Origin of the sequence: Peptoniphilus sp. HCN-40583, assembly GCF_037892835.1 — a bacterium.
Taxonomy (GTDB): domain Bacteria; phylum Bacillota; class Clostridia; order Tissierellales; family Peptoniphilaceae; genus Aedoeadaptatus; species Aedoeadaptatus rachelemmaiella.
Genome location: NZ_JBBKBU010000033.1, coordinates 1 through 26,802, shown reverse-complemented (window position 1 = coordinate 26,802; position 26,802 = coordinate 1). Strand labels below are relative to the sequence as shown.

The 26,802-nt window shown below is 46.9% G+C and carries 28 protein-coding genes; 9 read left to right on the top strand and 19 right to left on the bottom strand.

Going from position 1 to position 26,802, the window contains the following annotated elements; all coding sequences use genetic code 11:
* Nucleotides 1-44: 44 nt before the first annotated feature.
* On the top strand, nt 45-1,049 hold the full coding sequence (locus tag WKT05_RS09530; protein ID WP_340413893.1) for a tyrosine recombinase XerC: 1,005 nt from the start codon (nt 45-47) through the stop codon (nt 1,047-1,049).
* Nucleotides 1,050-1,883: 834 nt separating this feature from the next.
* On the opposite strand, the gene WKT05_RS09525 is transcribed toward WKT05_RS09530, so the two are convergent.
* A complete protein-coding gene (locus WKT05_RS09525) occupies nt 1,884-2,237 on the bottom strand; it encodes a LysM peptidoglycan-binding domain-containing protein (RefSeq protein ID WP_340413892.1) in 354 nt (117 codons plus the stop codon).
* Between the two features lie 174 nt (nt 2,238-2,411).
* Here WKT05_RS09525 and lexA point away from each other — a divergent pair, with 174 nt between their 5' ends.
* The 4 genes from lexA (at nt 2,412) to WKT05_RS09505 (ending at nt 5,865) form a co-directional block, all read left to right on the top strand.
* Entirely contained in the window at nt 2,412-3,035 is a 624-nt protein-coding gene (lexA, locus tag WKT05_RS09520) for a transcriptional repressor LexA (protein WP_340413891.1), read from the top strand.
* A 126-nt stretch (nt 3,036-3,161) separates the two neighbouring features.
* Nucleotides 3,162-4,727, top strand: a complete 1,566-nt coding sequence (locus tag WKT05_RS09515) for a helix-turn-helix domain-containing protein (protein ID WP_340413890.1) — start codon at nt 3,162-3,164, stop codon at nt 4,725-4,727.
* Nucleotides 4,728-5,049: 322 nt separating this feature from the next.
* Nucleotides 5,050-5,283, top strand: coding sequence for a helix-turn-helix transcriptional regulator (locus tag WKT05_RS09510; RefSeq protein WP_340413889.1), 234 nt, complete (start codon nt 5,050-5,052; stop codon nt 5,281-5,283).
* Nucleotides 5,284-5,865, top strand: coding sequence for a hypothetical protein (locus WKT05_RS09505; protein WP_340413888.1), 582 nt, complete (start codon nt 5,284-5,286; stop codon nt 5,863-5,865). It abuts the gene before it with no gap.
* Between the two features lie 84 nt (nt 5,866-5,949).
* On the opposite strand, the gene WKT05_RS09500 is transcribed toward WKT05_RS09505, so the two are convergent.
* The 18 genes from WKT05_RS09500 to WKT05_RS09415 form a co-directional block, all read right to left on the bottom strand.
* On the bottom strand, nt 5,950-7,176 hold the full coding sequence (locus WKT05_RS09500; RefSeq protein ID WP_340413887.1) for a methionine gamma-lyase family protein: 1,227 nt from the start codon (nt 7,174-7,176) through the stop codon (nt 5,950-5,952).
* Complete coding sequence (gene miaA / locus WKT05_RS09495) at nt 7,145-8,083, bottom strand: tRNA (adenosine(37)-N6)-dimethylallyltransferase MiaA (RefSeq protein WP_340413886.1); 939 nt, start codon at nt 8,081-8,083, stop codon at nt 7,145-7,147. Before miaA ends, WKT05_RS09500 begins: the two co-directional genes overlap by 32 nt.
* Nucleotides 8,080-9,921 carry a DNA mismatch repair endonuclease MutL gene (gene mutL / locus WKT05_RS09490; protein ID WP_340413885.1) on the bottom strand — a complete coding sequence of 614 codons (1,842 nt, stop codon included), beginning with the start codon at nt 9,919-9,921 and terminating at the stop codon, nt 8,080-8,082. Before mutL ends, miaA begins: the two co-directional genes overlap by 4 nt.
* Nucleotides 9,914-12,475, bottom strand: a complete 2,562-nt coding sequence (gene mutS / locus WKT05_RS09485; protein ID WP_340413884.1) for a DNA mismatch repair protein MutS — start codon at nt 12,473-12,475, stop codon at nt 9,914-9,916. The genes mutL and mutS overlap by 8 nt, the downstream gene beginning before the upstream one ends.
* Entirely contained in the window at nt 12,462-13,838 is a 1,377-nt protein-coding gene (miaB, locus tag WKT05_RS09480; protein WP_340413883.1) for a tRNA (N6-isopentenyl adenosine(37)-C2)-methylthiotransferase MiaB, read from the bottom strand. The genes mutS and miaB overlap by 14 nt, the downstream gene beginning before the upstream one ends.
* A 96-nt stretch (nt 13,839-13,934) precedes the next feature.
* Nucleotides 13,935-14,480 (bottom strand): rubrerythrin family protein, encoded by a 546-nt coding sequence (locus tag WKT05_RS09475; RefSeq protein ID WP_215507509.1) that lies wholly within the window; start codon nt 14,478-14,480, stop codon nt 13,935-13,937.
* Nucleotides 14,481-14,574: 94 nt separating this feature from the next.
* On the bottom strand, nt 14,575-15,642 hold the full coding sequence (gene prfA / locus WKT05_RS09470; protein ID WP_215507507.1) for a peptide chain release factor 1: 1,068 nt from the start codon (nt 15,640-15,642) through the stop codon (nt 14,575-14,577).
* Nucleotides 15,635-16,459, bottom strand: a complete 825-nt coding sequence (gene prmC, locus WKT05_RS09465; protein WP_340413882.1) for a peptide chain release factor N(5)-glutamine methyltransferase — start codon at nt 16,457-16,459, stop codon at nt 15,635-15,637. Before prmC ends, prfA begins: the two co-directional genes overlap by 8 nt.
* Nucleotides 16,450-17,376: a DUF1385 domain-containing protein gene (locus WKT05_RS09460; RefSeq protein WP_340413881.1), complete on the bottom strand. Its 927-nt coding sequence runs from the start codon at nt 17,374-17,376 to the stop codon at nt 16,450-16,452. The genes prmC and WKT05_RS09460 overlap by 10 nt, the downstream gene beginning before the upstream one ends.
* Nucleotides 17,377-17,426: 50 nt before the next feature.
* Nucleotides 17,427-17,627 (bottom strand): 50S ribosomal protein L31, encoded by a 201-nt coding sequence (gene rpmE / locus WKT05_RS09455; protein ID WP_108832136.1) that lies wholly within the window; start codon nt 17,625-17,627, stop codon nt 17,427-17,429.
* A gap of 79 nt (nt 17,628-17,706) precedes the next feature.
* Entirely contained in the window at nt 17,707-18,675 is a 969-nt protein-coding gene (glpX, locus tag WKT05_RS09450; protein WP_215507504.1) for a class II fructose-bisphosphatase, read from the bottom strand.
* On the bottom strand, nt 18,668-19,324 hold the full coding sequence (gene fsa / locus WKT05_RS09445) for a fructose-6-phosphate aldolase (RefSeq protein WP_340413880.1): 657 nt from the start codon (nt 19,322-19,324) through the stop codon (nt 18,668-18,670). Before fsa ends, glpX begins: the two co-directional genes overlap by 8 nt.
* On the bottom strand, nt 19,324-20,181 hold the full coding sequence (locus WKT05_RS09440; protein ID WP_215507503.1) for a class II fructose-1,6-bisphosphate aldolase: 858 nt from the start codon (nt 20,179-20,181) through the stop codon (nt 19,324-19,326). Before WKT05_RS09440 ends, fsa begins: the two co-directional genes overlap by 1 nt.
* A 1-nt stretch (nt 20,182) precedes the next feature.
* Nucleotides 20,183-20,671, bottom strand: a complete 489-nt coding sequence (ispF, locus tag WKT05_RS09435) for a 2-C-methyl-D-erythritol 2,4-cyclodiphosphate synthase (RefSeq protein WP_340413879.1) — start codon at nt 20,669-20,671, stop codon at nt 20,183-20,185.
* The gene (gene ispD / locus WKT05_RS09430; protein ID WP_340413878.1) at nt 20,668-21,369 is read right to left on the bottom strand and encodes a 2-C-methyl-D-erythritol 4-phosphate cytidylyltransferase; all 702 of its coding nucleotides are present in this window, start codon (nt 21,367-21,369) and stop codon (nt 20,668-20,670) included. The genes ispF and ispD overlap by 4 nt, the downstream gene beginning before the upstream one ends.
* Complete coding sequence (locus tag WKT05_RS09425; RefSeq protein ID WP_340413877.1) at nt 21,362-22,816, bottom strand: peptidoglycan D,D-transpeptidase FtsI family protein; 1,455 nt, start codon at nt 22,814-22,816, stop codon at nt 21,362-21,364. The genes ispD and WKT05_RS09425 overlap by 8 nt, the downstream gene beginning before the upstream one ends.
* Entirely contained in the window at nt 22,797-24,065 is a 1,269-nt protein-coding gene (locus WKT05_RS09420; protein ID WP_340413876.1) for an FtsW/RodA/SpoVE family cell cycle protein, read from the bottom strand. The genes WKT05_RS09425 and WKT05_RS09420 overlap by 20 nt, the downstream gene beginning before the upstream one ends.
* Before the next feature lie 4 nt (nt 24,066-24,069).
* Nucleotides 24,070-24,507 carry an FHA domain-containing protein gene (locus WKT05_RS09415; RefSeq protein WP_340413875.1) on the bottom strand — a complete coding sequence of 146 codons (438 nt, stop codon included), beginning with the start codon at nt 24,505-24,507 and terminating at the stop codon, nt 24,070-24,072.
* A 131-nt stretch (nt 24,508-24,638) separates the two neighbouring features.
* Between WKT05_RS09415 and WKT05_RS09410 the strand changes: the two genes are divergently transcribed.
* The 4 genes from WKT05_RS09410 to WKT05_RS09395 are packed head-to-tail and all read left to right on the top strand — an operon-like array spanning nt 24,639 to nt 26,772.
* The gene (locus WKT05_RS09410; protein WP_340413874.1) at nt 24,639-25,241 is read left to right on the top strand and encodes a RecX family transcriptional regulator; all 603 of its coding nucleotides are present in this window, start codon (nt 24,639-24,641) and stop codon (nt 25,239-25,241) included.
* Nucleotides 25,229-25,516 carry a GIY-YIG nuclease family protein gene (locus tag WKT05_RS09405; protein ID WP_340413873.1) on the top strand — a complete coding sequence of 96 codons (288 nt, stop codon included), beginning with the start codon at nt 25,229-25,231 and terminating at the stop codon, nt 25,514-25,516. Before WKT05_RS09410 ends, WKT05_RS09405 begins: the two co-directional genes overlap by 13 nt.
* Nucleotides 25,494-26,282, top strand: coding sequence for a threonine/serine exporter family protein (locus WKT05_RS09400; RefSeq protein ID WP_340413872.1), 789 nt, complete (start codon nt 25,494-25,496; stop codon nt 26,280-26,282). The genes WKT05_RS09405 and WKT05_RS09400 overlap by 23 nt, the downstream gene beginning before the upstream one ends.
* A 1-nt stretch (nt 26,283) precedes the next feature.
* On the top strand, nt 26,284-26,772 hold the full coding sequence (locus WKT05_RS09395; protein ID WP_215507494.1) for a threonine/serine exporter family protein: 489 nt from the start codon (nt 26,284-26,286) through the stop codon (nt 26,770-26,772).
* Nucleotides 26,773-26,802: the final 30 nt, after the last annotated feature.

Here is a 26,802-nt window from a genome sequence, read left to right as displayed (position 1 = left end):
GGTTTTTTCTTGTTTTCTTTGCTATGATAGTTACGAGGTGAAACATGATTCGCTCGAATATACTGGACGACTACTTAAATTACCTGCGTGCCGCCAAGGGACGCAGCGACGGCACGATTAAAGAATATTACTACGACATACGGCAGTTTCTGCGCTATATGCGCGTTCGAAAAGAAGGCCTCGCTGTAGATTCCCTAGACGACGTGGACATCGATGAGGTGGATAAGGCCCTCTTAGAACAGATCGATAAGGGCGATGTTTACGCCTATATTTCCTACTTGGATCGGGAAAGGCAAAACAGCAGCCGAACGAAATTCCGAAAAATTTCTTCCGTGCGCTCTTTTTTCGATTACTTGACCTACAAAGTGGATGTCTTGGATAAAAACCCGACGGAAAATATCGACATGCCGAAAATCGAACGCTCGCTTCCCGTCTACTTAACATTGGAAGAGGCCGTACGGCTTTTGCATTTTATCCAAAATTTTAAGCAGAAAGAAATCTTTCGCCGCCGGGACTACGCCATCGCCACCCTATTTTTAAACTGCGGCCTGCGCCTTAGCGAGCTCGCGTCATTAAATGTGGAAGACCTAAACAAAGACCGCACCCTGCGCATTTGGGGGAAAGGTTCCAAGGAGCGGCTGGTCTATTTAAACGACACGGTTGAGCGCGCCATCGACGCTTACTTGGCGCAACGAAAGGCCGAAGGCTTGGAAGGGGAGGAAGCCCTCTTTTTAAGTATGCGCAAAAGCCGCATGAGCAATCGCTCCATTCAGCATATGTTGGAAAAACATTTAAAAAACGCGGGATTCGATACGAAAAAATACACCGTGCATAAACTGCGCCACACGGCGGCCACTTTGATGTATCAATTCGGCGACGAAGACCTGAAGTCCCTTCAGGAAATCCTCGGTCACGAATCCATTTCCACGACGCAAATCTACACCCACGTCAATATGGAAGATATTCGCCACACCATGAGCCAAAACCCGCTGGCCAATATCGAAGATGTGGAAAAGATGCTTGAGGACGCAAAAAAAGAAAAGATATAGCTTTTCGGAAGAATCATATGTTCGAACATTCGATCTGTTTTCGGTGCCTCGTTTTTTAACAAAACGATTCTTTGAAAAAAACAACTTATTTTTTCATGGCCTACAGGCAACGAATAGCGGGTTTTTATTATTAGTCAGGCATATCCATATGCCTTACGAATAAAAAGCCCGCTAGCTCGATCCTACGGCGTTAATTTCAAGAAACGACGACATCCTTGTCCGGATCCATTAAACGATAAGCCCATACGTCGTTGAACCGAGATTAGTCAAGCAAAAACCTCCTCTGCAATAAAGTAGAGGAGGTTTTAAAATTTGTTAAGTATCTCATGATGGCCAATGTCGAGAAGTAAGATTAATTTAAAAAGCGAGTCCCTTTTTGAATAAAGATTGCCGGCGAAAGTTTGTCGGATCATACTGAGGCAGACGCACGCGAATATTTTATAGTATAATCAAGGCTGACTAAAGGATCCATCCTTAGCTATAAATAAAGCCGTAGCATCAAATTTAAAGCCTTTAAAACGAAAATTCATAGGGAAGCATAGGGAAACCACGTATCCGCTTTAAATGCCTTAAAGCGAACTTCGGGCTCCTTCTGTTTTGGATAGCCTACTTTAGTCACAAAATTTATATTTTGTGACTAAATATTTTTTGGTTTAATGCGCTATCCGTTTATGCGGGCATCTTCTGTCTTCTTTTATTCACAAGAAATGCACGAAAAAAGCAAATGGCAAAAAGATAGGCTCTCTTACCATTTGCTTTTGTGTCATAGGGATTCGTCGAAAGCATCGTCTCTGAATGTGCGGAACTTGGTTTGCATGCATCCTTAAGGGGCAATTAATTTCCCAATTCGCGCTCATCCAACACGACATAAATCGTCTCTCCGGGCTTCAGGGTGGAGTTATCCGATAAGTCGTTGGCTTCTACCATGCGATGGATCATGAGGCGCAAATCGTCGCCCCCGTCGGCGTAAGACGATGCGATGGACCACAGGGTATCTCCGGGCTTCACACAATAGGCTTCCCGCACCTGATAGCTTCCCATGCTCTTCGGAACGGTGGTTCCCATAATGCTCATTAACAAAAGTAGAATGACGGGCAGCAAGCGAAGACGCTTTCTATTTTTAATGGCCCGTGCAGAAGGGCGTTTTTTTATTTGACAGGGATGATTCATGGTTTTTCGTTTTTTCATTTCATGCCTCCATGAACTAAATGTTCGGTCGTATGTTTGAATCTATGTTCGTACGTTTGTTCCAATTGTATCTGAACAATTGTTTCCTGTCAAGCTTTTTTGAATGTATGTTTGAAATGTTTGTTCGTCTCTGGTATACTAAATGTACCTCATGAAAAGGAGCGATTATAAACTATGTATGAAGATCTTGAAAAAAGGGAAATGGAAATTCTCTTTTACATTAAACGCTTTATCGATTCCAACGGCTACCCCCCTTCTATTCGTGAAATCTGCAATGGTTGCAATATTAAGAGCACCTCGACTGTTCACTCCAATTTAGAAAAGCTGGAGCTGAAAAATTATATTCGCCGCGGCGCCACCATTAATCGGGCCATCGAGGTGATTCATCAAGACGACGATTTTCTTTCTGCGAAAAAGAAAACCACCGACATTCCCATTCTCGGTCGCGTCGCCGCCGGGCTGCCTATTTTAGCCTCGGAAAATATTTCGGATACGGTGCCTTTAGCTACGGATTTTGTAAAAGACCGCAATCTCTTCTTCTTAACCGTTCAGGGCGAGAGCATGATTGAAGCCGGCATTTTGGACGGCGATCAAGTGTTAATCGAGCCCACTTCTTCTGCCAATGACGGGGAAATTATCCTGGCCCTCATTGAAGACGAAGCCACCATCAAGACCTTCTATCGCGATGAAGAAAATCACCGCTTCCGTCTCCAGCCGGAAAACAGCACCATGGCGCCTATTTACGTGGATGATCTCAAGGTGTTGGGCCGCGTCATCGGCCTTTATCGCCTGTTTTAAATAAACCTGCTGTCGGGTCCGACTCGGCGGCAGGTTTTCTTTTAGCTGATTTTTACGACTTTTCGTATATTAAACCTTATATTATAATGAATGAATACGACTCGATCTCTTTAAACAGGGGGCTTTATGTTAATTTTAAACCAGGAAAAGAATTTAATGGATCTTCTGACCATTCTTTATAAAGCGCAAAATAAGTGGATTCAATTGGCTGATTTGGCCGTCGTCATCGGCGTCACCAAAAAGACGATGCGCAACTATGTTCAGATTATAGAAGAAAAATTTAAGGATTACGCCGATTTTTACTATATCGGCACCATGCTCTACGTGCAATTTCGTTCGAATTTCGGTTTGATCGGCATGAAAAAATTGCTGCTTCGCGAATCTTTGCTCTATAAGATTCTTCTCAACTCTTTTTTTGAGCCTTCTATTAAAAAAACCGATCTCGCTTTTGAGTTGGGCTTCAGCGAGACTTCTATTTATCGCCACATACAACAGTTTAACGAGCAATTGCCCGATATCTACGATCTCACTTTTTCCTATTCTGATTTCAAACTGCAAGGCGAGGAAGAGGAGATTCAGAAATTTTACGTGAACATGTTTATGGAGACCATGTTGCATCCCAGAGACTGGCCCTTTACCGGAACGATACGGGAAGATGTTGTAGAAACATTCGCCCAACGCATGTATAATTATCTCCACTTCTCCCCTTCCCCGGCGCAACACATTTACATTAAAGTAGCGATTGCCGTCTCTTTTTTCCGTTTGCTTAATGGGCATCCGATCCATACGGAGAATTTCCGCGATGATTTAGTCGCCAAGGCAAAAGGACTGGCCACGGACAGCGTCATCAATGATTTGGCGAAGGATGTTATGCCGAAGCAACAAGTGGATTCCACCGTGGATCTTCTAATCAGCGTCTTATCTATCTTTTACGCGGAAGAAAATCCCATGCTCTTCGACGATACGGATCTTTTAGACGAACGGCTGCAATCCATTAAACGCTGCGAAGCCTTTTTTGAGTCCCGTTTACCCGGCTTTTTGGATCAATTTCATTTGCAATTAGAGGATCGCGACGGATTGTATCGTTCCTTGGCAGCTTACTTTACCTACCGCCTGTCTAATTTTAAGAAAAAGGAATTTTTCCTCAAGAGATCGACCTATCTTCTCGCCTATGTTTCTTTGGCAAATCCCGAGCTCCACACCGAGGTCACGGCTATTTTTAAAGAATTTGTTTCAGAGTTTCCGGAGTTCGGCGATTACCGAATCGACGAATTGACTTTGGCTTTTTACAGTTTGTGGCCGGATCTTCTTTCCCAGCTTTTTTACGGACGCGAACCCCTTAAGGCACTGGTGGTCTGTCAAAACGACGCCTTCTACGGCGAATCGCTGGTTCACTTAATCAACAAGGGATCGTCGAATTTAATCCGCGCCGAATTGTACGACGGCTACCGCATCGATATGATTCAATTGACGCAATTGCCCTACGATTTAATCATTACGGACTTTATGGTGGAATCTGTCAAAGAAGGTGTCCCCGTGTATACCTTTGGTCAACTGCCCTCGCCCCATGAGCTGCAGCTCTTATGCCGCGATATAAGGCTCAAAAAGCATGGCTACAACTTAGGCTCCGGCACAAAAAAGGGCTACACAGATATTCTAGAATTTCAGCGCCTGCTTTCGATCTATTCGTAATACAAAAATCCCCGAGCTTCCCATTCATCGGAAGATCTCGGGGATTTTTTTGGTTCTATGTCAACCATTGGGGAGTCTAGTGAAAACTAGGCTCCTTTTTGTTGTGCGCTTTAGCATGAATAAACATCCCCCGGCTACGCCGGGGGATGTTTATTACAGGGCTATGATGCCGATTCGAAAAACGAGTTCAAGTGTTGGTAAGTAGCTATACAAGAGGACTTTGATAAATTCTAATAATTTTGCAAATATAATTGCATCATAAAAAGGAATATGCTATATTAAGGTTAAATTGAGAATGTTAGATAGGTAGGTTCAAAATACTTTGGGAAATAGAATAAAACAAGTTAGGAAAGAAAAAGGATTAACTCAACAAGAATTAGCCTATAAGTTAAGTGTAACAAGACAATACATTAGTCTTTTGGAACGTGGAGAGGCTCAAGCCACAATTTCAGTAGCAATGGAAATTGCAAACAAACTAAATACATGTATTTATACACTATTTGGTTTTGATAAGTTTGAGTGTGAGCAGTGTCATAAAGGCGTAGGAGGGAATTAAATGAAGAATTTAAAAAAATTTTCAATAGCACTTTTGCTTTTTACATTAGTTTTTAGTCAGAATGTAGTAATGGCTGCGAAAAAAAGCAACGATGCAAAATGTTTTTCAAGCAAAAATTTTTTAGTTGAATCTAGGGATACGAAAGGATCTACGCATTTTCAAATCCGCTTGTTAAAAGGAAGTGTAGCTACTTTTGCTAGAGAAAAATGGAATAAAGGTGATACCGTAGTCATTAAGCTAAAGTCTTTAAAACGAAATGATTTAGAAGTAGGTATTTTGCCTGCCGAAGACATTAAAGCTGGCTTGGGCTATAATGCTTATGGTGCTCCTATAAAAAGGGTAGAAAACCCAGAAGATGATGTAAAATTTACTATTCCAGATGATGGAGAATATGGAATTTACGTTAAAGATATGAAATCAAATGCTTTTTCTTTTCTAGAATTATTTAGGGGAAAAGAAATAGTATCTACAAAGTCGGAAGGGAAAAAATCAGAAAAAGATCATGGTCATGAATTAAATAAACATAATTGTATTGAATTTGAGTTAGAAGTAAATAAGAAATTTATCAATCCTTTAACTTAATTGGAATTTAATCGCTTACTTGCCGTTTATTCGTAATAAAAAAATCCCCGAGCTTCCCATTCATCGGAAGATCTCGGGGATTTTTTATGCCTCTTCTTCAAGGGCGGTGAGTACTTGAATCAGTGCGATCTTAATGTGTTCGTAGGTAAGCCCCCCTTGGAAGTACACGCGATAAGGCGGGCGCATGGGGCCGTCGGCAGACAATTCGATGCTGCTGCCTTCGATAAAGCCGCCTGCCGCCATAATCACCTGATCTTCGTAGCCGGGCATATCCCATGGATAGGGCGTGACGTGGGAATCCACCGGTGAAGCGGCCTGAATGGCGCGGCAAAAGCGAATCAGGTTCTCCGGCGTCTTTAAAGCGATGGACTGTACGATGTCGCTTCTCGGGTCTGTGGATGCCGGCACGCAATCGTAGCCCATGGTTTCGAAGGTTTTTGCGAAAAGCATGGCGCCTTTAATGCAATTCACCACGCGATGAGGCGCGAGAAAAAGCCCCATTAGGGTGTTTCGAGTCTGTCCGAAGGAGAGGCCGCATTCCTTGCCGATGCCCGGTGCCGTCAGTTCCGCCGCCACTCGCTCAATGATTTCTTCGCTTCCCACCACGTAGCCGCCGGATAAACTCAAGCCGCCGCCGGGGTTTTTAATGAGGGAGCCCGCCATGACATCGACGCCGATTTCCGTGGGCTCGATTTTTTCCGTAAACTCGCCGTAGCAATTGTCGAGAAAAATAATGCCGTCGTAGCTCTTTCTTATTTCTTCCACCGCCCGCTTAATTTCATCGACGGTGAAGGCTCGCCGATTAGAATAGCCGGTGGAGCGCTGCATAATAACGAGATCCGCGTCGTTGGAGACGAAATCGCTCATGGCCTCGTAATCCATGGCGCCGTCTTTTAAGGGAAGCTCTCTGTAATCGATGCCGCGCGATTTTAAATTACCTGGTGCATCCCCTGCGGTGCCAAGGACTTTATGCAAGGTGTCGTAGGGAGAGCCGGACACGGAAGCGATGGTATCTCCCGCTTTCGTCAGGGCCTTAAGGGTCAGGGCAATGGCGTGGGTGCCGGATACCATATTGGGCCGTACCAATGCATCTTCCGTACGGAAAAGGGCGGCGTAGATGGCCTCCACCTTTTCTCTGCCCACATCGCCGTAGCCGTAGCCCGTGGCCCAGTTGAAATCCGTCGACGCCAAGCGCACGGACTGCAGGGCCTTTAATACTTTTTCTTGATTAAATAAACATATTTCATCCAGGGCAGCAAAGGGTTCTTGAAGGCCTGCTTCAATCGCCTTTAAATCCGCAATCTGTACCATATTTTTCTCTCTCCAGTTCTAAAATCTTCTCAAGTGCCGCATCTTTTGTTAGTTCTGACATGGGAATGAACACTGCATCTTCTTCCTTGCGAAACCAGGTCATTTGCCGCTTGGCAAAATTTCTGGAATGCTGTTGGATTTTTTCGATGGTGGTTTCCTCGTCCCACTCCCCTTTAAAATACGTCACCACTTCTTTGTAGCCGATGGATCCCATGGGCTTTACATCGCCGCCATGGGACTTATAGAGCCCTTCAACCTCTTCAAAGAGCCCGCCATCCACCATTTTCAGTACGCGACGGTTAATGCGCGAATAGAGATCCTCCCGCGCCCAATCCAGCACAATGTATAGAGGGTCGATGCCTTTGCGCTTTTTCCGGAGTTGCTCTGTTTCAACGTGGCCGGTTTCGATTCGCTCCAGGGCGCGAATCACGCGGCGGGGATTGTTTAAATCCACTGCTTCCGCCACGGCAGCATCTTTTTCTTTCAACAGGGCTACCATATAATCCAGGCCGCGATCGTCGTAAAGGCGATTAAGCCGATCCCGAGTTTCGGAGGAAGGCTTTTCGGAAAAATTCAATTCGTAAATCAAACTGTGAATGTAGAGAGCCGTTCCCCCACAGACGATGGGAATTTTTCCTCTTTGCCACAACTTATCGAAGATCGGCATGGCAGCTTCGTAAAAGTCGGCGGCGGAATAAAATTCCTCGGGCTCTTTTATGTCGATGAGATGGTGGACGACGCCCTCCGTTTCCTGAGGCGTGATTTTTCCGCTACCGATAGTAAAACCGCGGTAGACCTGTACGGAATCCGCGGAAATAATTTCCGTATGAAGTTTTTTTGCGAGGACCACGGAAAGATCGGACTTTCCCGAACCCGTAGGTCCGGTAATTAAAATCAAAGGCTTCATAGTCCCTCCCTTAAAAACAATTTTTCAAAGGCACGCTTTTCCACATGAATCATCGTGGGTCGCCCGTGGGGGCAAGTAAAGGGTGTTTGAGCATTGTTTAATTCCTCGAGAAGGGCGTAGGCTTCTTCTTCAGACACCTTATCCCCTGCCTTAATGGCGCTTCTGCAGGCGAGGCGCATGATTTTATAGATGTTCTGTTCCTTTACATTGACGCCGTCATCTAATTGATGGATGGAATCGAGAAAAAACTGCTGAAAATTATCGATGAGGATGTGCTCAGGCACCTCGCGAATCACAATGTCCTGCTCGCCGAAAACCTCGGGATAAATGCCCAGGGCTTCGTAATCGGCCAGGTGGTTTTTAACGGCAAGCATTTCTTCGGGACTTAAGTGGATCGCTATGGGCGCGAGCAAGAGTTGTGTCGCTACGGCGCTATCGCGAATTTCTTTGCTGTAGCGCTCATAAAGAATTCGCTCGTGGGCCGCGTGTTGATCCACCACGAGGACGCGGTGATCCCTTTTGTTCTCAAATAGGATGTAGGTTTTAAATACGACGGCCAAAAATTGGTAGAGACTCACATCCAGCGGCTGCGCCTTTTCCGTCGGCTCCTTTTCTTCTTCTACTTTCGTATTAGGTAGCATTTCCGGACGCAAAGGCATCTCGTCGTCTCCGAAAGCGCGTTTTTCTTCCGCCGCAATAGGGGCCGAAGCCGCAAGATCGAATGTCGGTGCTTTCGGCATTTCCCTTTCGATCTTCCGCTCTCTGCTCAATTCAAAAATCGTTTTTTCCGGAACCGGGGCTTGGGCATCTTTCGCACCATCATTTAAATCATTAATCGTTGGGATTTCTCGCTTAGGACGAAGCTTCTCTTCCACCAAACGCTCCAAAATCGTCGTCAATTGATTTTCATTGGACAGGCGAATGGTTTGCTTCTGCGGGTGAATATTCACATCGATTAAAATGGGATCGATGGTAATGTAGAGAACGTAGACCGGGTAGTGATTTAATGGAATTAAGGATCGGTACACTTTTCGAATGGCCCGGGCAATGTCGTTGCTCTTGACGCTGCGGCCGTTTACAAACAAAAATTCACGATCCGGCGTGGCGCGGTGGAGCAAGTTGTTGCCGATAAAGCCCTCGATTTTGTAAGATTCCGTATCGAAGGCGAAGGGCAGGAGATTTTTCGCAATGTCCTTGCCGAGAATGGAATAGATGTGATTGATCTTGTCGTCGGAAACTTTCGAATGCAGCAAGGTCTTTTGATTGCGGGACAAGTGAATGGAGACATCTTGATGGCTCAAAGCCAAGCGCTCCACCACTTCGACGATGTGGCGAATTTCTTTCGACGTGGTATTTAGAAATTTCTTCCTCACCGGGGTGTTGTAAAAAATATCCCGCACGATCATCGTCGTCCCAACCGGGGCGCCGACGGGCTCTCCTTGAGAGACGACGCCCTTTTCCACAACAAAGCGATAGGCGAAGTCGCTTTCAGCCGTCTTCGTCACGCACTCCATTTGGCTAATATGGGCGATGCTCGCCAAGGCCTCGCCGCGAAAGCCTAAGCTCGTAATTAAATCCAAATCGGAGATGGTGCGGAGCTTCGACGTGGCGTGGCGGGAAAAAGCTTTATTGATCTGGCTTTTTGCGATGCCGTCGCCATTGTCTGCGATGCGAATTTCGTCTAAAAGGTTGTCAGATAAGCGAATGCTGATGCGATCGGCATTCGCATCGATGGCATTTTCCACCAACTCCTTAATAATGGAGGCGGGGTTTTCGATGATTTCACCGGCAGCAATTTGAGAAATTGTCTGATCGCTTAAGGCATGTATTTCACGCATCGGCGTCCTCCTTTAAGGCTTCGAGAAGCATAAGAGCTTCCAGGGGTGTCGTTTGATTGATGTCAATGGAACGAATTTTTTCACGTAATGGATCCGACCCCGTATCGGCGACGAGGACATCGTTACGGACGGAGGCGATGGCCTTTCCCCTGCCGTCGGATTCTAAATGATCGAGGACTATCCGCGCCCGCTCGATCACTTCTTCTTTTACGCCGGCAAGTTTCGCCACGTCGATACCGAAAGAGTAATTACTTTGGCCGACGATGATTTTTCTTAAAAAGCGAATCTCGTCGTCCACCTCTTCCGTGGCTACGGTCACATTTAAAATGCCGTCGTAGCGATTTTCCAGCTCCGTGAGTTCGAAGTAGTGGGTGGCAAAAAGGGTCTTCGCCCGAACTTCTTTATAAATGTATTCGATAATGGACCAGGCGATGGACAGGCCGTCATAGGTGCTGGTGCCTCGACCCACTTCGTCGAAGAGAATCAAGGAACGTGCCGTGGCGAGACGTAAAATTTCCGCCACTTCCGTCATCTCCACCATAAACGTGGACTGTCCCCGTGTCAGGTAGTCGGACGCGCCGATCCGCGTAAAGATTTGATCCACCATGGGCAGATTGGCCTCTTCTGCCGGCACAAAGGCGCCGATTTGAGCCATGATCTGAATCAATGCCACCTGACGCATGTAGGTGGATTTGCCCGCCATGTTGGGCCCGGTAATGATTTGAAGCAGGACCTTCTCGTCATCTAAGTAGGTGTCGTTTGGAATATAGGCCTCATCCATGGTTCGCTCCACCACAGGATGGCGGCCATCTTTAATAAAGAGGATGCCGCTGCCGTTGAAGCGAGGGCGGTGGTAATTATATTGCTCTGCCACTTCCGCCAAAGCACAGGCTACGTCCAGCTTTTGCACGGCTTCGGATAAAAGCTGTATGGCGGTTAAATTGGATGCGATGCGCGTTTGAATGGCCTCCAAAAGATCCAATTGCCGTTCAAGGGCGCGTTCTTTTCCGTGGAGAATTTCCTCTTCCCTGTTCTTCAGCTCTTCGGTGAAAAACCGTTCGCTGCCCACCAGGGTTTGTTTGCGAATAAAATGCGTCGGCGCTTGATCCACATAGGATTTCGATACCTCGAAAAAGTAACCCAAGATCTTATTGTACTTTACACGCAGATTCTTAATGCCGCTGGCGTCCCGCTCTTTTTCTTCCAGCTGCAAAATCCATTGCTTACCGCTTTCAGATAGGGCGAAGAGCCGGTCCAATTCCTCATCGATGCCTTGGGCGATAAAGCGCTGTTCTCGATAATTTGCCGGCAGTTCGTCGATAAAAATTTCCCGCAATTCGCCTGAAAGCTCTTCCATGAGATCCACGCCGTTAAAAAGTGCCAGCAATGGTCGATTGTCCGCTTTATCGAGGAGCCGTACAATCAGCTGCACCGCATCCAAACTCTTCACGAGGCGCTCAATTTGTTTCGGCGTCATGGTCTCATTGGCAATGTAAATGGACAGGCGATCGATGTCGTAGATCACTGCCAGCTGTTCCTGAAGATCGTCGAATAAAATCCTGTCGGCATGAAGGGAATCGATGCGGTCGTAGCGAGCATTTAACAGCTTTTCATCCATTAAAGGCCGCAAAATAGACGCACGCAAATAGCGGCTCCCCATTCGCGTCTTGCAGCGATCCAGAATCGCATAGAGGGAGTGTTCCTTTTGGTTGTCGTGATTATTGTTCACAAGCTCTAAATTTCGGATGGTGGTTTCGGAGAGGTCCATCACCGCGTCGTGGTCTTCTCTGGCGGAGATATGGAGATGGGTCTGTTGATGATACTGGGTCGTCTCCAAATAATCCAGGAGATTGGCCAGGGCGAGGCTATCGTAATCGATACCGCGATTCAGCGCTTCGTAGGAGGCCAAAATTTCTCTGTGCTCGCCGGAAAGTTCGCTGCTTTTTAATACATTGTAGCGCTTCGCCAGTTTGCGGATCGTGGCCTTATTCGAAAAAGAATGACTGTAGAGAATTTCCGCCGGGCGGTAAAGGGAAAATTGCTTTTCGAGAAAGCTTTCGATTTCCCGCTTGTCCCAACAGACTTTTCGATCCATATAGACTTTTCCCGCCGGATAATCGCAGTGTGCCAGCTCAACGATCTTTCCCTCTTGGGCGATGCTTGTAAGAATGCGGGTTTCATCCCCTTCATCTTCGTCGATAAAGGTGCCCGGCGTAATGACCTTGGTGATTTCTCTCTTTACCAAGCCCTTGGCAAGCTTCGGGTCTTCCACCTGATCGCAAATGCTTACGGAATAACCCATTTTCACCAGGCGCTTCACGTATTGATTGGCAACGCGATAGGGCACGCCGCACATGGGAATTTTTTCATCCAGACCGCCGCTTTTTTTCGTAAGCGTTAAATCCAGCAAATCGGACACGACAATGGCATCTTTAAAAAAGAGCTCGTAAAAATCCCCGAGGCGATAGAATAAAAAAGCGTCGGGGTTTTTATTTTTTGTTTCAACGTAATGGCGCATGGCCGGCGTTAATTTTTCAAATTCACTGCTTTGCATGAACAATTTCTCCTTCTAAAGAGAATGTATTGCCTCCTGTTATCCTAACCGGCACGATCTTGCCGATCGAAGCCGCATCGTAGGGCGCGTGGACCAATTTAAATCCGTCCGTCCGCCCGCTCATTTTCGTCGGATCATTTTTGCTGACCGACTCGAAAAGCACCTCTTGCACCGTGCCGTGTAAGGCTTTATACTTTTCCCTTTGAATGGCATAAACCGCATCCAATAGCCGTTGAAAACGTGCGTCCTTTACTTCCTTCGGCACTTGGTCTTCCATTTTATCGGCGCGGGTACCTTCTCGTCTGGAGTAAATAAAGGTAAAGGCATTGTCGTATTTTACCCGCTTCACCAGATCCAAAGTGTCTTCGAAATCGTCGTCCGTCTCGCCGGGAAAACCCACCATAATATCCGTGGACAAAGAAATATCCGGTCGCACGGCCCGCACCTTGTCGATCAATTGGAAGTAATCTTCACGGGTGTAGTGGCGGTTCATCATCTTTAATACGCGATTCGAGCCGGATTGCACGGGCAGGTGAAGGTAACCCGCAAGCTTCGGGAGATCCTTGTAGCAGGCGATTAAATCGTCGGACATATCCTTCGGATGAGACGTGGTAAAGTGGATGCGGTCGATTCCTTCCACCTCGTGGACCAGGCGCAGAAGCTGGGCAAATGTTATTTTCTCTTCTAAATTTTTTCCGTAAGAATTTACATTTTGGCCTAAAAGGGTTATTTCGTTTACCCCGTCTGCCACGAGATTTTTGATTTCATCTAAAATATCTTCCGGCGCCCGGGACACCTCGCGGCCGCGGGTGTAGGGCACAATGCAATAGGTACAAAAATTATTGCAACCGTAAACAATGTTTACATAGGCGGCATTGCCCGCCGTTCTGGAATAAATTTGATTGTCGAAATTCGTGTAGCTTTCGTCAATGTCCACAACGGCATTTTTCTTATCGTCGCTTTGTAAAATCAGGTGAGGCAGGCGATAGATATTGTTCGTACCAAAGACGATGTCCACGTGATTAAACGTATTTAAAACATTGTCTCTGGATTCTTTTCGCTGCATCATGCAGCCGCATACGGCCACTTTCAAGTCTTTATTTTTCTTTTTTATGTGCTTTAAGCGCCCGATATGCCCGATGACTTTGTCTTCCGCGCTGTGGCGAACGGAGCAGGTGTTGATGATCGCTAAATCCGCATCTTCTTCCTCGTCGATTTCTTTAAAGCCCATGGTATTTAATAAAGTTTTTATCTTTTCCGAATCGTGTTCGTTCATTTGGCATCCGTGGGTGGTGATGACGTAGGTTTGACCGCCGTGAATGTCTTTCACACGATCGATTAATTGTTGAAATTTTTCTTCCATGCTTACTCCTTTAATTCACAGTTCTTCCCATTATACCATAGTTGAAATTGAATTTTCGGGCATGAAAAAAGACATCCGAAGATGTCTTTTTTAGTCTTAGTAAGCGACAAATGCTTTGGATTTGGTGTGGCAGATGGGGCATTCTTCTTCGCTTGCATCAAAGGTGATGTAGCCGCATACGGGGCAGAGAAGAATGTCTTTTGCGTCTAAGTCCTTGCCGGCGTCAACTGCTTTTTTCGCTTCTTCGTAGCGAACGGCGTGAATCTTTTCAGCTTCGATAGCAAAACGCATAGCCTTTACAGCGTCGTCTTCCCCTTGCATCTTAGCTACTTCGATAAATGCGGGATACATTTCGGTAAATTCGAAAGTTTCGCCGTCGATACCCTTTTGGAGGTTTTCGGAGGTGGTGCCGATTCCGAAGCCTGCCATGCTGGTTACTGCGAAGTCGCCGTGGATGTCTTTCATGGCTTTAAAGTGCAGATTGCCATGAACTCTTTCAGCTTCAGCGGTGCAGTTGAAGAGTCTTTCAACATTGGGGAAACCTTCTTTTCCGGCAGCTTTTGCCCAAATGCCGTAGCGGACGTGGGCTTGGCTTTCGCCACCGAAGGCGCTTCTTAAGTTGTCTTGTGTCATTGCGTGCATAATAATGCCTCCTTATATCATGTTGTTTCTTTGCTTCTCCATTATATCTGATAAATGATAATAAAACAAGCTTTCAGGGGTAATCTGAGACATATTAGTCGACATTTTCAATTTTTGCCGCTTGATCCGCCGCCGTCAAAGCGTCAATTAAATCGTCGAGATCGCCGTTATTGATGTCGTCAATGCGATGGCTCGTGTAATTGATGCGGTGATCGGTGACGCGGCCTTGAGGATAATTATAGGTGCGAATGCGTTCGGAGCGATCGCCTGATCCGATTTGTGACTTCTTTTCTTTGCTCAATGCATCTTCTTGTTTCTGCATTTCGATATCGTAAAGCTTCGCCTTTAAGATCTTAAAAGCCTTGTCTTTATTCTTCAGCTGACTCTTTTCATCTTGACAGCTGACGACGATTCCCGTGGGCTCGTGGGTCAACCGGACGGCGGAGTCGGTGGTGTTAACCGATTGACCGCCGTTGCCTGAGGAGCGGAACACATCCACCCGCACGTCGTTGGGGTCAATTTCAACTTCCACATCGTCGATTTCGGGCATGACAATGACCGTGGCAGTGGAAGTATGAATGCGGCCGGAAGATTCCGTTTCGGGCACCCGTTGCACCCGATGGACGCCGGATTCGTACTTCAAGCGAGAAAATGCGCCCTTTCCTTGAATCAAGAGAATCGCTTCTTTGTAACCGCCGATGCCGTTTTCATTACTGGACATGATTTCAGTCTTCCAGTTGTGATTGTCGGCGTAGTGAATGTATTGACGCACGAGGACGCCGGCGAAAAGAGCCGCTTCGTCGCCGCCGGCACCGCCGCGCACTTCCACGATGACATTTTTATCGTCATTTTCATCTTTGGGAATCAAGAGAATCTTTAATTCCTCCGTGATTTCCGCCAGATGCTCTTCCTCCATCTTCAGCTCTTCTTTGACAAGCTCACGCATGTCGTCGTCAAGCTTTTCATCGAACATGGACTTGTTATCGGCAATGGCCTCCGTCGTTTCCACATACTCTCTGTATTTTTTTACGATGGGTTCGATCTCTGCGTGTTCGATGGCCGTTTTTTGCAGCAGTTTACTGTCGCTTTGAACCTTCGGATCCATCATCATCTCGTTTAATTCATTGTAGCGATCTTCATATACGGATAAATTTTCAAACATTGTCTAACCTCCCAAAAACGACGCGATCCAGGCCGCCGAAATCTTTTTCAGACCCGATGGCCGAAAAACCATGGCCATGGAGTAATTCTTCCACATCTTTTCTCTGTTTTGCCCCGATTTCAAACACCAAATAGCCCCCTGTGTTTAAAAATCGCGGCGCCGCCTCGATGATTCTGCGGTAAAAATCCAATCCATCTTCGCCGCCTTGAAGGGCCAAGTGAGGCTCGTAACGGGCGACACTATCATCCAATGCCTTCATCTCATCTGCGGTAATGTATGGCGGGTTGGAATAGATCACATCGTAAGTGCCTTCTATCGAAGAAAAAAGATCGGAGTGAATGAAATGCACATTCGAGGCGCCGTGCATTTTTTTATTTGTCTCCGCCACGTCCAAAGCGTCCTTAGAAATATCTGCCGCATCGATGGTAGCCTCGGGAAAAAGCCGCCCCAAAGTCATAGCCACACAGCCGGAACCCGTGCCGATTTCCAGAATGCGCTTCGCTTTCGTCGAAAGGCGCAAAATAGCGTCCACGCTTCTTTCCGTATCGTAACGAGGAATTAATACCCGCTCGTCTACATAAAAGGCCTCGCCGTAAAAATAGGCTTTTTTCAAAGCGTAGGCCATGGGTATGCCCCCGGCCATTTTTTCAATAACATGGCGAAGGTGTGAAACGTCCGCCTCGGAAAGATTCTTTTCAGGTTTCATTAAAAGGGCTTTACGATCCATTTGAAAGAGGCCGTCAAAGACCTCATAGGCGCGGCGCCGATCGCCGTTTAAGGCCCCACAAGCCTCTTCAAAGGCCGCTTTTACTTCCATAGATCACTTTCCCCTTCGGCAGGCAAAACCGCCTTTAAAGAGGCGATGCCCACTTCGATTTGGCGGTCGTCGGGTTCTCTCACGGTAAAATGCTTTTGAATCATCAGTCCGGGATAGCGAAGAGCCATGGTGAGAGGCGTGTCATATTTTCCAACCAGGCGATTAACCTCGTAACTCACCCCGGCAATAAGGGGAAAGACCAATAGACGCACGAGAATGCGACCTAAAAACGAGGGCCAACCAAAGAAGGACAAAATGATTACCGAAAGGATCAAAACCATAAAGAGAAAGCTCGTGCCGCAACGCGGGTGAAGGCGAGAATATTTTCTTACTTCCTCCACCTCAAGAGGCGCGCCGGCTTCGTAGCAGGCGATGGATTTGTGTTCTGCGCCGTGGTATTCAAAGACGCGGCCGATGTCTTTTTGTTTCGAGATCAACGCCATGTAGGCGAAGAAAATCCCGATTCGAAAGACGCCTTCCACGAGATTCAGCAAGACGGAGCTTGCAATGTGGCGCTCAAAATACGTGGCCAATACATTGGGTAGTACCATGAAAAATAAAACGGCTAAGAGAATAGAGAAGCCCACGGTAAAAATCTGCTCGATCTTTTCTCCCTGTTCCGGGAAGTGCTTGCTAAAAAAGCTGTCTTCCTCGCCTTCCGCTTCTTCCCAAAATGAGGCAGAATACATAATGGCATCGACGCCGATGACCATGGCCTCGATTAGCTTGACTGCGCCGCGAATAATCGGCCAATTTAAAAAGGGGTATTGATCGGCGATTTGCTTATTTTTATCGATGCGTAGGGCAATGTCGCCGTCGGGTTTTCTTACGGCATACGCTGTTTTCGAAGGACCGCGCATCATCACCCCTTCGATCAAAGCCTGACCGCCGATGGTCGTCTTAAAGGATTCATTCATAGACAGGGAAACTCCTTAAAAAAAAGGGCCCGCTTTCACGGGCCGTCTTCTTATGATCTTTTGTACTTTTTGTTGAATTTATCAATACGTCCGCCCGTATCAGTAAACTTTTGACGTCCTGTGAAGAAAGGATGACATTCGGAACAAACTTCCACTTTTAAATCCTCTTTTACAGAGCCCGTCGTAAAGGTGTTACCACAAGCACAAGTGACTGTAGCTTCTTTATATTCGGGATGGATACCTTTTTTCATCTGTCCACACTCCTTTCTTTAAAAATTCATCTCTATTACTAACTTTTATAGGATAGCATACTTTCTTCTTTTTGTCAATTTACTTCGCATACTCCGGCTTGTGATTTAAGTCGTGGACGCTGTCGATAAAACGAACGGTCTTCGAGGGCAGGCGCAGAACCAAGGATTGGGTAGTCGCTTTGTTGCCTTTCATGTAGCGCACGCCTTTCAGTAAATCGCCGTTGGATACGCCGGTTGCGGCAAAGATCACATCGTCGCCCTTGACGAGATCTTCGATGGTGTAGATCTTTTCGGGATCGGCCGGGCTTTTCGCCACGCGTTCTTTTTGTGCATCGTCGTACATAACGAGCTTTCCTTGAAGATCGCCGCCTAAACATTTTAAGGCCGCTGCTGCGATGACGCCTTCCGGCGCGCCGCCTATGCCCATAATCATATCAATGCCGCTCTCTTCAAAGCAAGTATAAATTGCCGTAACGATGTCGCCGTCTTTAATTTTCTTAATACGGGCACCGGTGGCGCGAATTTCTTTGATTAATTCGTCGTGGCGGGGGCGATCCAGTACGGATACGGTCATCTCTTCCGGCGCCTTTCCGATGGCTTCAGAAACCCGCCGAATATTATTTTCCACGGTATCGTCCAGGCGAATGGCGCCTTTTGCCTTGGGGCCTGCGGCGATTTTTTTCATGTAGACATCCGGTGCGTGCAATAAGCAACCCTCCGGCGCCACGGCAACGACGGCAATGGCGTTGTTCATGCCGTTTGCAATGGCTGTTGTGCCGTCTATGGGATCCACGGCAATGTCAACGGCTTCATCACTACGACCGCCCATGCCGATTTCTTCACCGATATAAAGCATGGGTGCTTCGTCGATTTCTCCTTCGCCGATAACAACCTTGCCCTTAATGTGCACCGTATCGAACATGCGGCGCATGGCATCGACTGCCGCACCGTCTGCGCCGTTTTTATCGCCTTTTCCCAAGAAGCGTGCACCGCTTAAAGCCGCCGCTTCCGTAACCCGTGCTAAGTTTAAACTGAGATCTCTATCCATTGGCTCTCTTCGTCCCTTCAAAATCTTTGTTGAATTGTTCAATTCCCTTGTCTGTCAGCGGATGTTTCAGCATTTGATGAAACACCTTGTAGGGGACCGTGGCAATATGGGCCCCGGCTTGTGCCGCTTCTTTTACGTGGAGCGGATTGCGTATGCTGGCGGCGATAACCTCCGCTTCGTAACCGTAAAAATCGATGATCGAAACGATGTTTCGCACCAGCGCCATGCCCTCGTGGCCGATGTCGTCCAGTCGTCCGACAAAGGGGCTGATGAATGAAGCACCGGCAGCCAAGGCCAAAAGCGCCTGATTTTCAGAAAAAATCAAGGTACAGTTCGTGGCTATCCCCTCCCCTTCCAGAGCGCGAATGGCCTTTAAGCCTTCTTCGTTCATGGGCACTTTCACGACAATGTTTTCGTGAATGGCGGCGAGCATCTTGCCTTCAGCAATCATGTCCTCGGCGCCCTCTGCCGTCACTTCGGCGCTAATCGGGCCGTCGACGATGGATGCGATCTCTTTCACGACATCTTCAAAGACAACATCTTTTTCCTTTGCAATTAACGACGGATTTGTGGTGACGCCGTCTAAAATCCCCCAGGCCTCGATTTCCTTAATTTCGGAAATATTCGCCGTATCGATGAAAAACTTCATTACTTCCAAGCCTTGCCGTCGCTGCCGAAGACTTTAATTTTTTCCTTCACCGTTTCAGTCATTGCCGAACGAGCCGGTTTTAAAATCTTTCTCGGGTCGATTTCGTCGGGATTTTCTGTGACAAAGGCCTTTACCGCACCGGCAAAGCTGGCGCGAATGTCCGTGTCGATGTTGATCTTGCGGATTCCTGCTGCCACGGCCTTTTCCAGGGTATCGTAGGGCACGCCGCTGGAGCCGTGAAGAACCAAAGGAACACTGACGATGCGATCAATTTCTTTGATTCGCTCAATGTCTACCTTCGGTTCGCCCTTGTAGACGCCGTGTGCCGTGCCGACGGCAATGGCCAAAGAATCCACGCCTGTTTCTTCTACGAAAATCCGTGCTTCTTCGGGATCCGTGTAGGTCGCTTCTGCATCGGAGACGACGATTTGGTCTTCCGTACCGCCGATTTTACCGATTTCAGCTTCTACAGATACGCCGACGGAGTGAGCGATTCGCACAATGTCTTTGGTAAGACGAATGTTTTCTTCCAGCTCATGTTTCGATGCATCGATCATGACGGAGGTGAAGCCGCTGCGAATGCATTTCATGATTTCATCAAAATCCGTACCGTGATCCAGGTGCAAGGTCATGGGAACGTCGAGCTTTTCGGCTGTGGTTTTTACGAGAGAGGTAATGTAGTCTACGCCGGCGTATTTGATCGCCCCTTGAGACGCTTGCAAAATAACCGGCGCACGCAGCTCGTCTGCCGCTTGAGCAATGGCTTGAATGATTTCCATATTGTTCACGTTAAAGGCGCCCACTGCATAGCCGTGTTCGTCTGCATGTTGTAAAATTTGTTTTCCCGTAACTAACATTTTATTGTCCTTTCTTTTCTGCAGGTTCTAACAGCACAACCGCCATGGCCGTCATGCCTTCTCCTCTTCCTTCATACCCCATTTTCTCACTGGTTGTTGCTTTTATAGAAATTGCACCGAGATCTTTTTCACAAACCGCTGCAATATTTTCCCGCATGGCGGGAATATGGGGCGCAAGCTTCGGCGCTTGAGCGATGACTGTCGCGTCAATGTTGCCGATAGCATAGCCTTTTTCCTTCACGAGGTCCATGACTTTTTTAAACATTCCCATACTGGAGGCGTCTTTATAGGCGGGATCCGTGTCGGGAAAGAGCTTCCCGATGTCACCCAGGGCCAAGGCGCCCAATATGGCATCTTCGATGGCGTGAATGAGTACGTCGGCATCGCTGTGGCCTAAAAGGCCGCGACCATAGGGTATTTCCACGCCACCGAGAATAAGTTTTCTTCCTTCGACTAATTGATGGACGTCGTATCCGATTCCGATTCTCATGGGCTCTTCCTATCTGAATAAATGGCATCGGCAAAGATTAAATCTTCCGGTGTCGTGATTTTAATGTTGTTGTAGGAACCGCGTATTAATTTTACTTTACGACCGGTCTTTTCCACAAGGGAGCAATCGTCGGTTCCGTAGTAGCCTTCGTCATATGCCTGCTTATAGGCGCGAACCAAAATATCTTTTTGAAAGCCTTGTGGCGTTTGAATGGCAAAAAGCTTCGAGCGATCCGGTGTAACACCGCTCCACAGGCCATCTTCACTAATCTTCACCGTGTCCTTCATCGGCGTCATCAAACAACAGGCCCCGCTTTCACCGGCACCTTCAATGACGGCACGCACTTCCTCTTTTGTGACAAAGGGCCTGGCACCGTCATGGGTAAGGATAATGCCGTCCCAATTCTTTAGAAAGTGAAGGCCTTTCCAAATGGTATCCTGGCGCTCGTCACCGCCGACCACCAGGTAAATACTGTGACTTAAATCCATAGACGCCAGAATTTCTCCCATCATCGATTCTTCCCCTTCTCGAATCAGAAGGACGATGAATGAAATTTCCTCCATGCCGTCGAAAATTTCAATGGTATGGCGAACCATGGGCTTGCCGTGAATGGGCAAATACTGCTTGTTTTGTTTTATATTCATGCGCTTTCCCATGCCGGCGGCAGCGATCATGACGCAGACCTCTCGATCAATCATCGTCGGACTCCGGTAGCTCACGGCCTTGATTAAAGTCGATGTTGTTTAATGCATAGACGATAATGTCCCGGGCAATGGGGGCCGCCACACTGCCCCCGGATTTGCCCGCTTGTTCCAAAATGACGGCCACGGCGATTTGCGGATCCTTGGCCGGTGCGAATCCGATAAACCACGCGTGGTTTTCGCCCGAAGCATTTTCGGCGGAACCGGTTTTGCCCGCCACTTGCGTTGACCGCAAAGAAGCGCGCCTGCCGGTACCATCTTGAACGACGGAGACCATGTATTTGGTCAATGTCTTCGCAATATCCGACGAGGTGGATTCCGCAAGTACTTTCGGCTTATGCTCTTCAATGGCCGAGCCCTTCGCATCTTCCACTTCTTTCACTAAAATCGGCTGCATCATTTTACCGTCGTTGGCCACGGCGGAGGCCACCAGGGCCATGTGCAGGGGCGTCGCCAATACATCCCCCTGGCCGATGGCTGAAGCGGCCAAGGTGGTTTTCGGCAAATTTTTCTTATAGTCGAAAACGGATACGGACACGGGAAGATCGAAGGGAATCTTCGAATTGAAATAGAATTTGTCCGCCGTGCCGCCGAGGGTTTCTTTTCCGAGTTTAGAACCTTTTTCCACGAAATAGGTATTAATGGATTTCGCCAAAGCTTCCCTGAGATCGACACTGCCGTATTGTGCCCCTTCGGCATTTTTAAATTCCCGTCCGTCGACAACTTGGGATCCCGTGTCCTCGTAGTTTAAACCGATGCGATCTTGCCCCAAAAGAGAGGCCGCCGTAATTACTTTAAAGGTGGAGCCCGGCGGGTAACGCCCATTAATGGAGCGATTCAGCAATGCGCCGGATTCATTCTTCTGTAACGCATTCCAATCTTCGGCAATGGTCGAGGAATTAAAGTCAGGCAGAGACACCATGGCATAAACTTCCCCTGTCTTGGGGTTCATGACCACGACGCTTCCCTTTTCGGTATTTTCCTCCAAAAGCTCGCGGGCTTTGGATTGCACCTGGGTGTCGATGGTGAGCACCAAAGAATTGCCGTCTTGTTTTTTCGAGCGAATCATATCCGATATGGCTTTAAGTGTGCGATTGCCGTTGCGATTCAGAAGGTAATCATTATAAGACGATTCCAAACCGCTTTTTCCCAGCGAGGGGTGGCAATAGCCGATAATATGGGAATACAACGTGGGATAGGCGTATTCTCTTCGGTAATTGCCGGGTGCGCCTTTCGAGGTGGCCAAGACTTCCCCGTTTCGATCGTAAATGTCGCCGCGCTTAATCTGCGCTTCTTCGATGTACCCACGGCGATTGGCAGGATTACGCTTTACTTCTTCGGCTTGGAAAATATAAAAGTAGCTTAAATAGACAATGCAGCTTAAGAACAAAACGATCAGGCCGGCGAGCAAAATAATGATGCGTTTATTTTCCGATTGCTTCATCGCTCACCTCATCTCTCATAATTTCCCTCTCATACTTCCACGACAAATCCTCCGAGGCTACCTGCAAAATGCCCAGGGCTATGAAGCTGGATAAAATGGAGCTGCCGCCATAAGACATAAAGGGAAGGGTGATCCCGGTCATAGGAATCAACTTCGTCACGCCGCCGATATTCAAAAAGGCCTGAACGGAAATCAGTACCGTTGCTGAAATGGCCAGCATCCGATAAAACTTATACTCTTGTTCCAAAGCAATTTTAATGCCCCGGTAAATTAAGAGGATGTACAGGAGAATGATGGCAAAGCCTGCAAACAAACCCATTTCCTCGCAAATAACCGGGAAAATAAAGTCGGATACGGCGACGGGAATCAGCTCCGGATGGCCGAAGCCGATGCCGGCACCGAAGAAGCCGCCTTCGGCAATGGCAAAAAGGGATTGCACGATCTGTATGCCCGTGCCGTAAGCGGAGCTCCAGGGATCGAGCCATATGTCGATACGGGTACGCACGTGGCCGAAGAGAAAGTAGCCCAAGACGCTGCCCAGAGCCAAAAGACCGAGGTTGATGAAAAAGGCCTTAATATCCGGATCGTAAACAAATTGAATGGCGATGTACATAGCCATAAACAGTACCGCTGTTCCCAAATCCCGTTGAATAAATAAGAGCAAGACGAAAAAGTAAATGATCGCCATAATAATACAGCTGGTGTAGGGATACTTTTTGTATTTTTCGTAATTATAGTAAAAGCTGCCTAGGATAAACATGAGCAGAATTTTAATAAATTCCGTAGGCTGAATAATAATAAAGTGGAGATTGAGCCAGTTTCTCGCTCCGTGGGCGGTTTTACCAAACAGAATCGTCGATAAGAAGAGCAGAACGCTGATAATCAAGGCCAAAGAGCCGTAGCGTTCCACATGGGGCACGACGCGGACGATGAAATAGGTGGCATAAAAAAACAATACCCCTATAAATGCCCATTGAAGTTGCTTGATGCCCGTTTCCGGTTTTATGCGGAAAATCGTGATGACACCAATGGTCAGAAGAAGGGATACGATTAAAAATATATAATTATCGCCGGTAGTAATTTTGCCGAGGATAAAATTTGAAATGTAGATAACAAAAACAAGACCACCTGTCAGGAATAACAATTGGCGATCCAGATGCCCTTCGTAGGTATAAAAAACCAAAGCGATGGCCAAGATTTCAAAAACGAGCAGTATGTCTCGCGGTCGTCTGAACAGTTTATTATCCACAGAATCACCTACTTTGATCGACAAATAAAAATTGAATAAAGCCAACGCCGATGCGGTCGCCGTTTTTCAATTCCGTTTTCTCGTTAAGGGTTTGACCATTTAAAAACGTGCCGTTGGCGCTGTTTAAGTCGCGAATATAGTAATGGCTGTTTTCTTTTTCAATCATCAAATGGTTTTTTGAAACAAAACTGTCTTTGATGACGATATCGTTTTTACTGCTTCGCCCTAATTTCGTCGCGCCTCTGAGCACGTAGTATTCTTGCATTTTAAAATTCAGTGAATCCAGTCGATTCACAACTTTTAAATACGCTTCATCTTTACCGACTTCCATGGATTGCATGGAGCGAATATCCAAATAAATCATACGAATAATCGTAAAAATAAACAGGTAAATGATTAGAATGAAAATGTATTTAAATATCTGTGAAAGTATTGCAATCATCCTGCACCTCATCTCAATTTTACATAAATACTATCACAGCAACGGTACATTTTCAACGTTTCCGCCCCTTCAATCATCCGCATCATCGAGAAGAAAATTCTAATATATGTTAAAATAAGTCAGTGATGCCTATGAAGATTTTAAAAATAAAAAAAGACGGCCCCCGCTATTTAATCTGCCTCTCCAATGACGAGACCCTTGCCCTTAAAGAGGCGGTATTCGTGCGCCACAATTTATATAAGGGCAAAGAGGTGGACGAGAAAGATGTCGCCGCCATTATCTTCGACAGTGCCCGACAAGAGGGAATCGATTTAGCCCTGAAAAAGCTGAAAAACAGAAAAACGGAGCAGGAAATTCGCACACTTCTTCTTTCGGAGGAATTATGTGGCGAAGTCATCGACGAAGTGGTAAACTACTTAATCGACTACGGTTTTCTGGACGACGATGCCTATGCCCTTTTGTATTGTCGAGACAAGCGAAACATTAACGGTTACGGGCCGGTGAAAATTGCCTACGCCCTTCGCAGAAAAGGCATCGACGACGACACCATTGACCGCGCTCTGGAGGAATACACGACGGATTTGGAAAAGGACATGATTCAGTCTGTGGTGGAAAAGAAATACCTTCGTGGCGGTGAATTAAATAAGTCGTGGGAAAAGATTGTTCGCTTTCTTCTATCCCGTGGCTTTCATTACGACGCCATAAAAGAAGTGTTAAGCCAATGGAAAAATTAAAAAAACATTACGTCTATATCCTCTGCTGTGCAGACGACACCCTTTACACGGGCTACACCACGGATCCAGCCAGGCGCCTTGAGGAACACAATTTAGGTATCGGTGCCAAATACACCCGCGCTCGCCTGCCCGTATCCCTCGTTTATGTCGAAGAAGGCGCAGACAAATCGTGGGGACTTAAGCGGGAGGCGGCCATAAAAAAACTGAGCCGCAAGGCTAAATTAGAATTAATAAAGAAAGCAGGTGATTGGCATGGAAAAACTTCACGTAAATGATTTAAATGAAGCCAAAAATGTCATTAATCTGGCCATGATTACCGGCCAAATGCTTATAAAAAACGGCGCGGAAATCTACCGTGCCGAGGATACCATCGAGCGTATGTGTGCCTGCGTGGAAGAAATTCACGAGGTGGAGGTCTTCGGTCTGAGTTCGGCGATTTTTGTCTCCGCACAATACGAAGGCGAAACCATAACCATGTTTAAAGATATCGAATCCCAGGGGATTCATCTGGCGCGCATCGACGCCATAAACTCTTTTTCCAGAAAATTTGTCGCCGGACAAATTTCTCTGAAAGATGCAAAAAAAGAGCTCTATTCCATCTCTACCATGGAAAAATGTTCCTTGCCATTAGCTATCCTCTTTACCGGCTTGTGTAGTGCTTCTTTCGCCATTATGTTTGGCGGCGATTGGTTCGATTTTGCCTACACTTTTTTCGTCGGTTCCGTTTTGGGCTTGAGCATGCGCATCACTTCCCATTACGATATGTCTTTCTTCCCTGAAACTTTCATCGGCACCATGGTCATTTCAATTCTCGCTTTTATCGGCGCTTCCGCATCGTCGCGATTGCATATGGATATGATTATTATTGGCTCCATTATGCCGCTGGTTCCCGGTTTGCAGGTTACAAACGCCCTTCGGGATATTATGAGCGGGGACTTTGTCTCCGGCATGATCGGCATTACAAAGGGCATTTTCGTCGCCCTCGCCATTGCCCTGGGCGTCGGATTTATTCTGAACATTCAAAAGATTATAGGAGGCTGATATGCCCGTTTCAAAACTTTTTATCATGTTTGTAGTCTCAACTGCAGCGACCATCGGTTACTCCATTCCCATTGAACTACCGAAAAGAGCGTTGATCCCCGCCGCATTAAGCAGCGGTTTCTCTTATTTGGTTTATTTGAAAATTTTGGAACTGGAAGGCAGCGCCTTTTTCGGCGCGTTCGTTGCCGCATTAATCATGGGCATTCTCAGCGAATTTTTATCTCGCCATTACAAAATGCCGGCGACGATTTTTGTTCTGCCTCAATTGATTACGCTGGTCCCCGGCGGCGGCATGTACTACACCATGAGCTATTTAATTCAGGACAATATGGAATTTTTCGTTCGCGAAGGGGCAAACACCTTTTCCATTGCCGTGGCGCTTTCCATGGGCATTGTAGCGTCCAGTTTGTTTTCCCAATCCCTTCGTGCTTTCAGAAAACGCTCATTGAGAAATACCCATCCTATTTTCCACAAATTTAAAACCTTTTAACTCCATAGAAATCAGAACCACCGGCTTAGC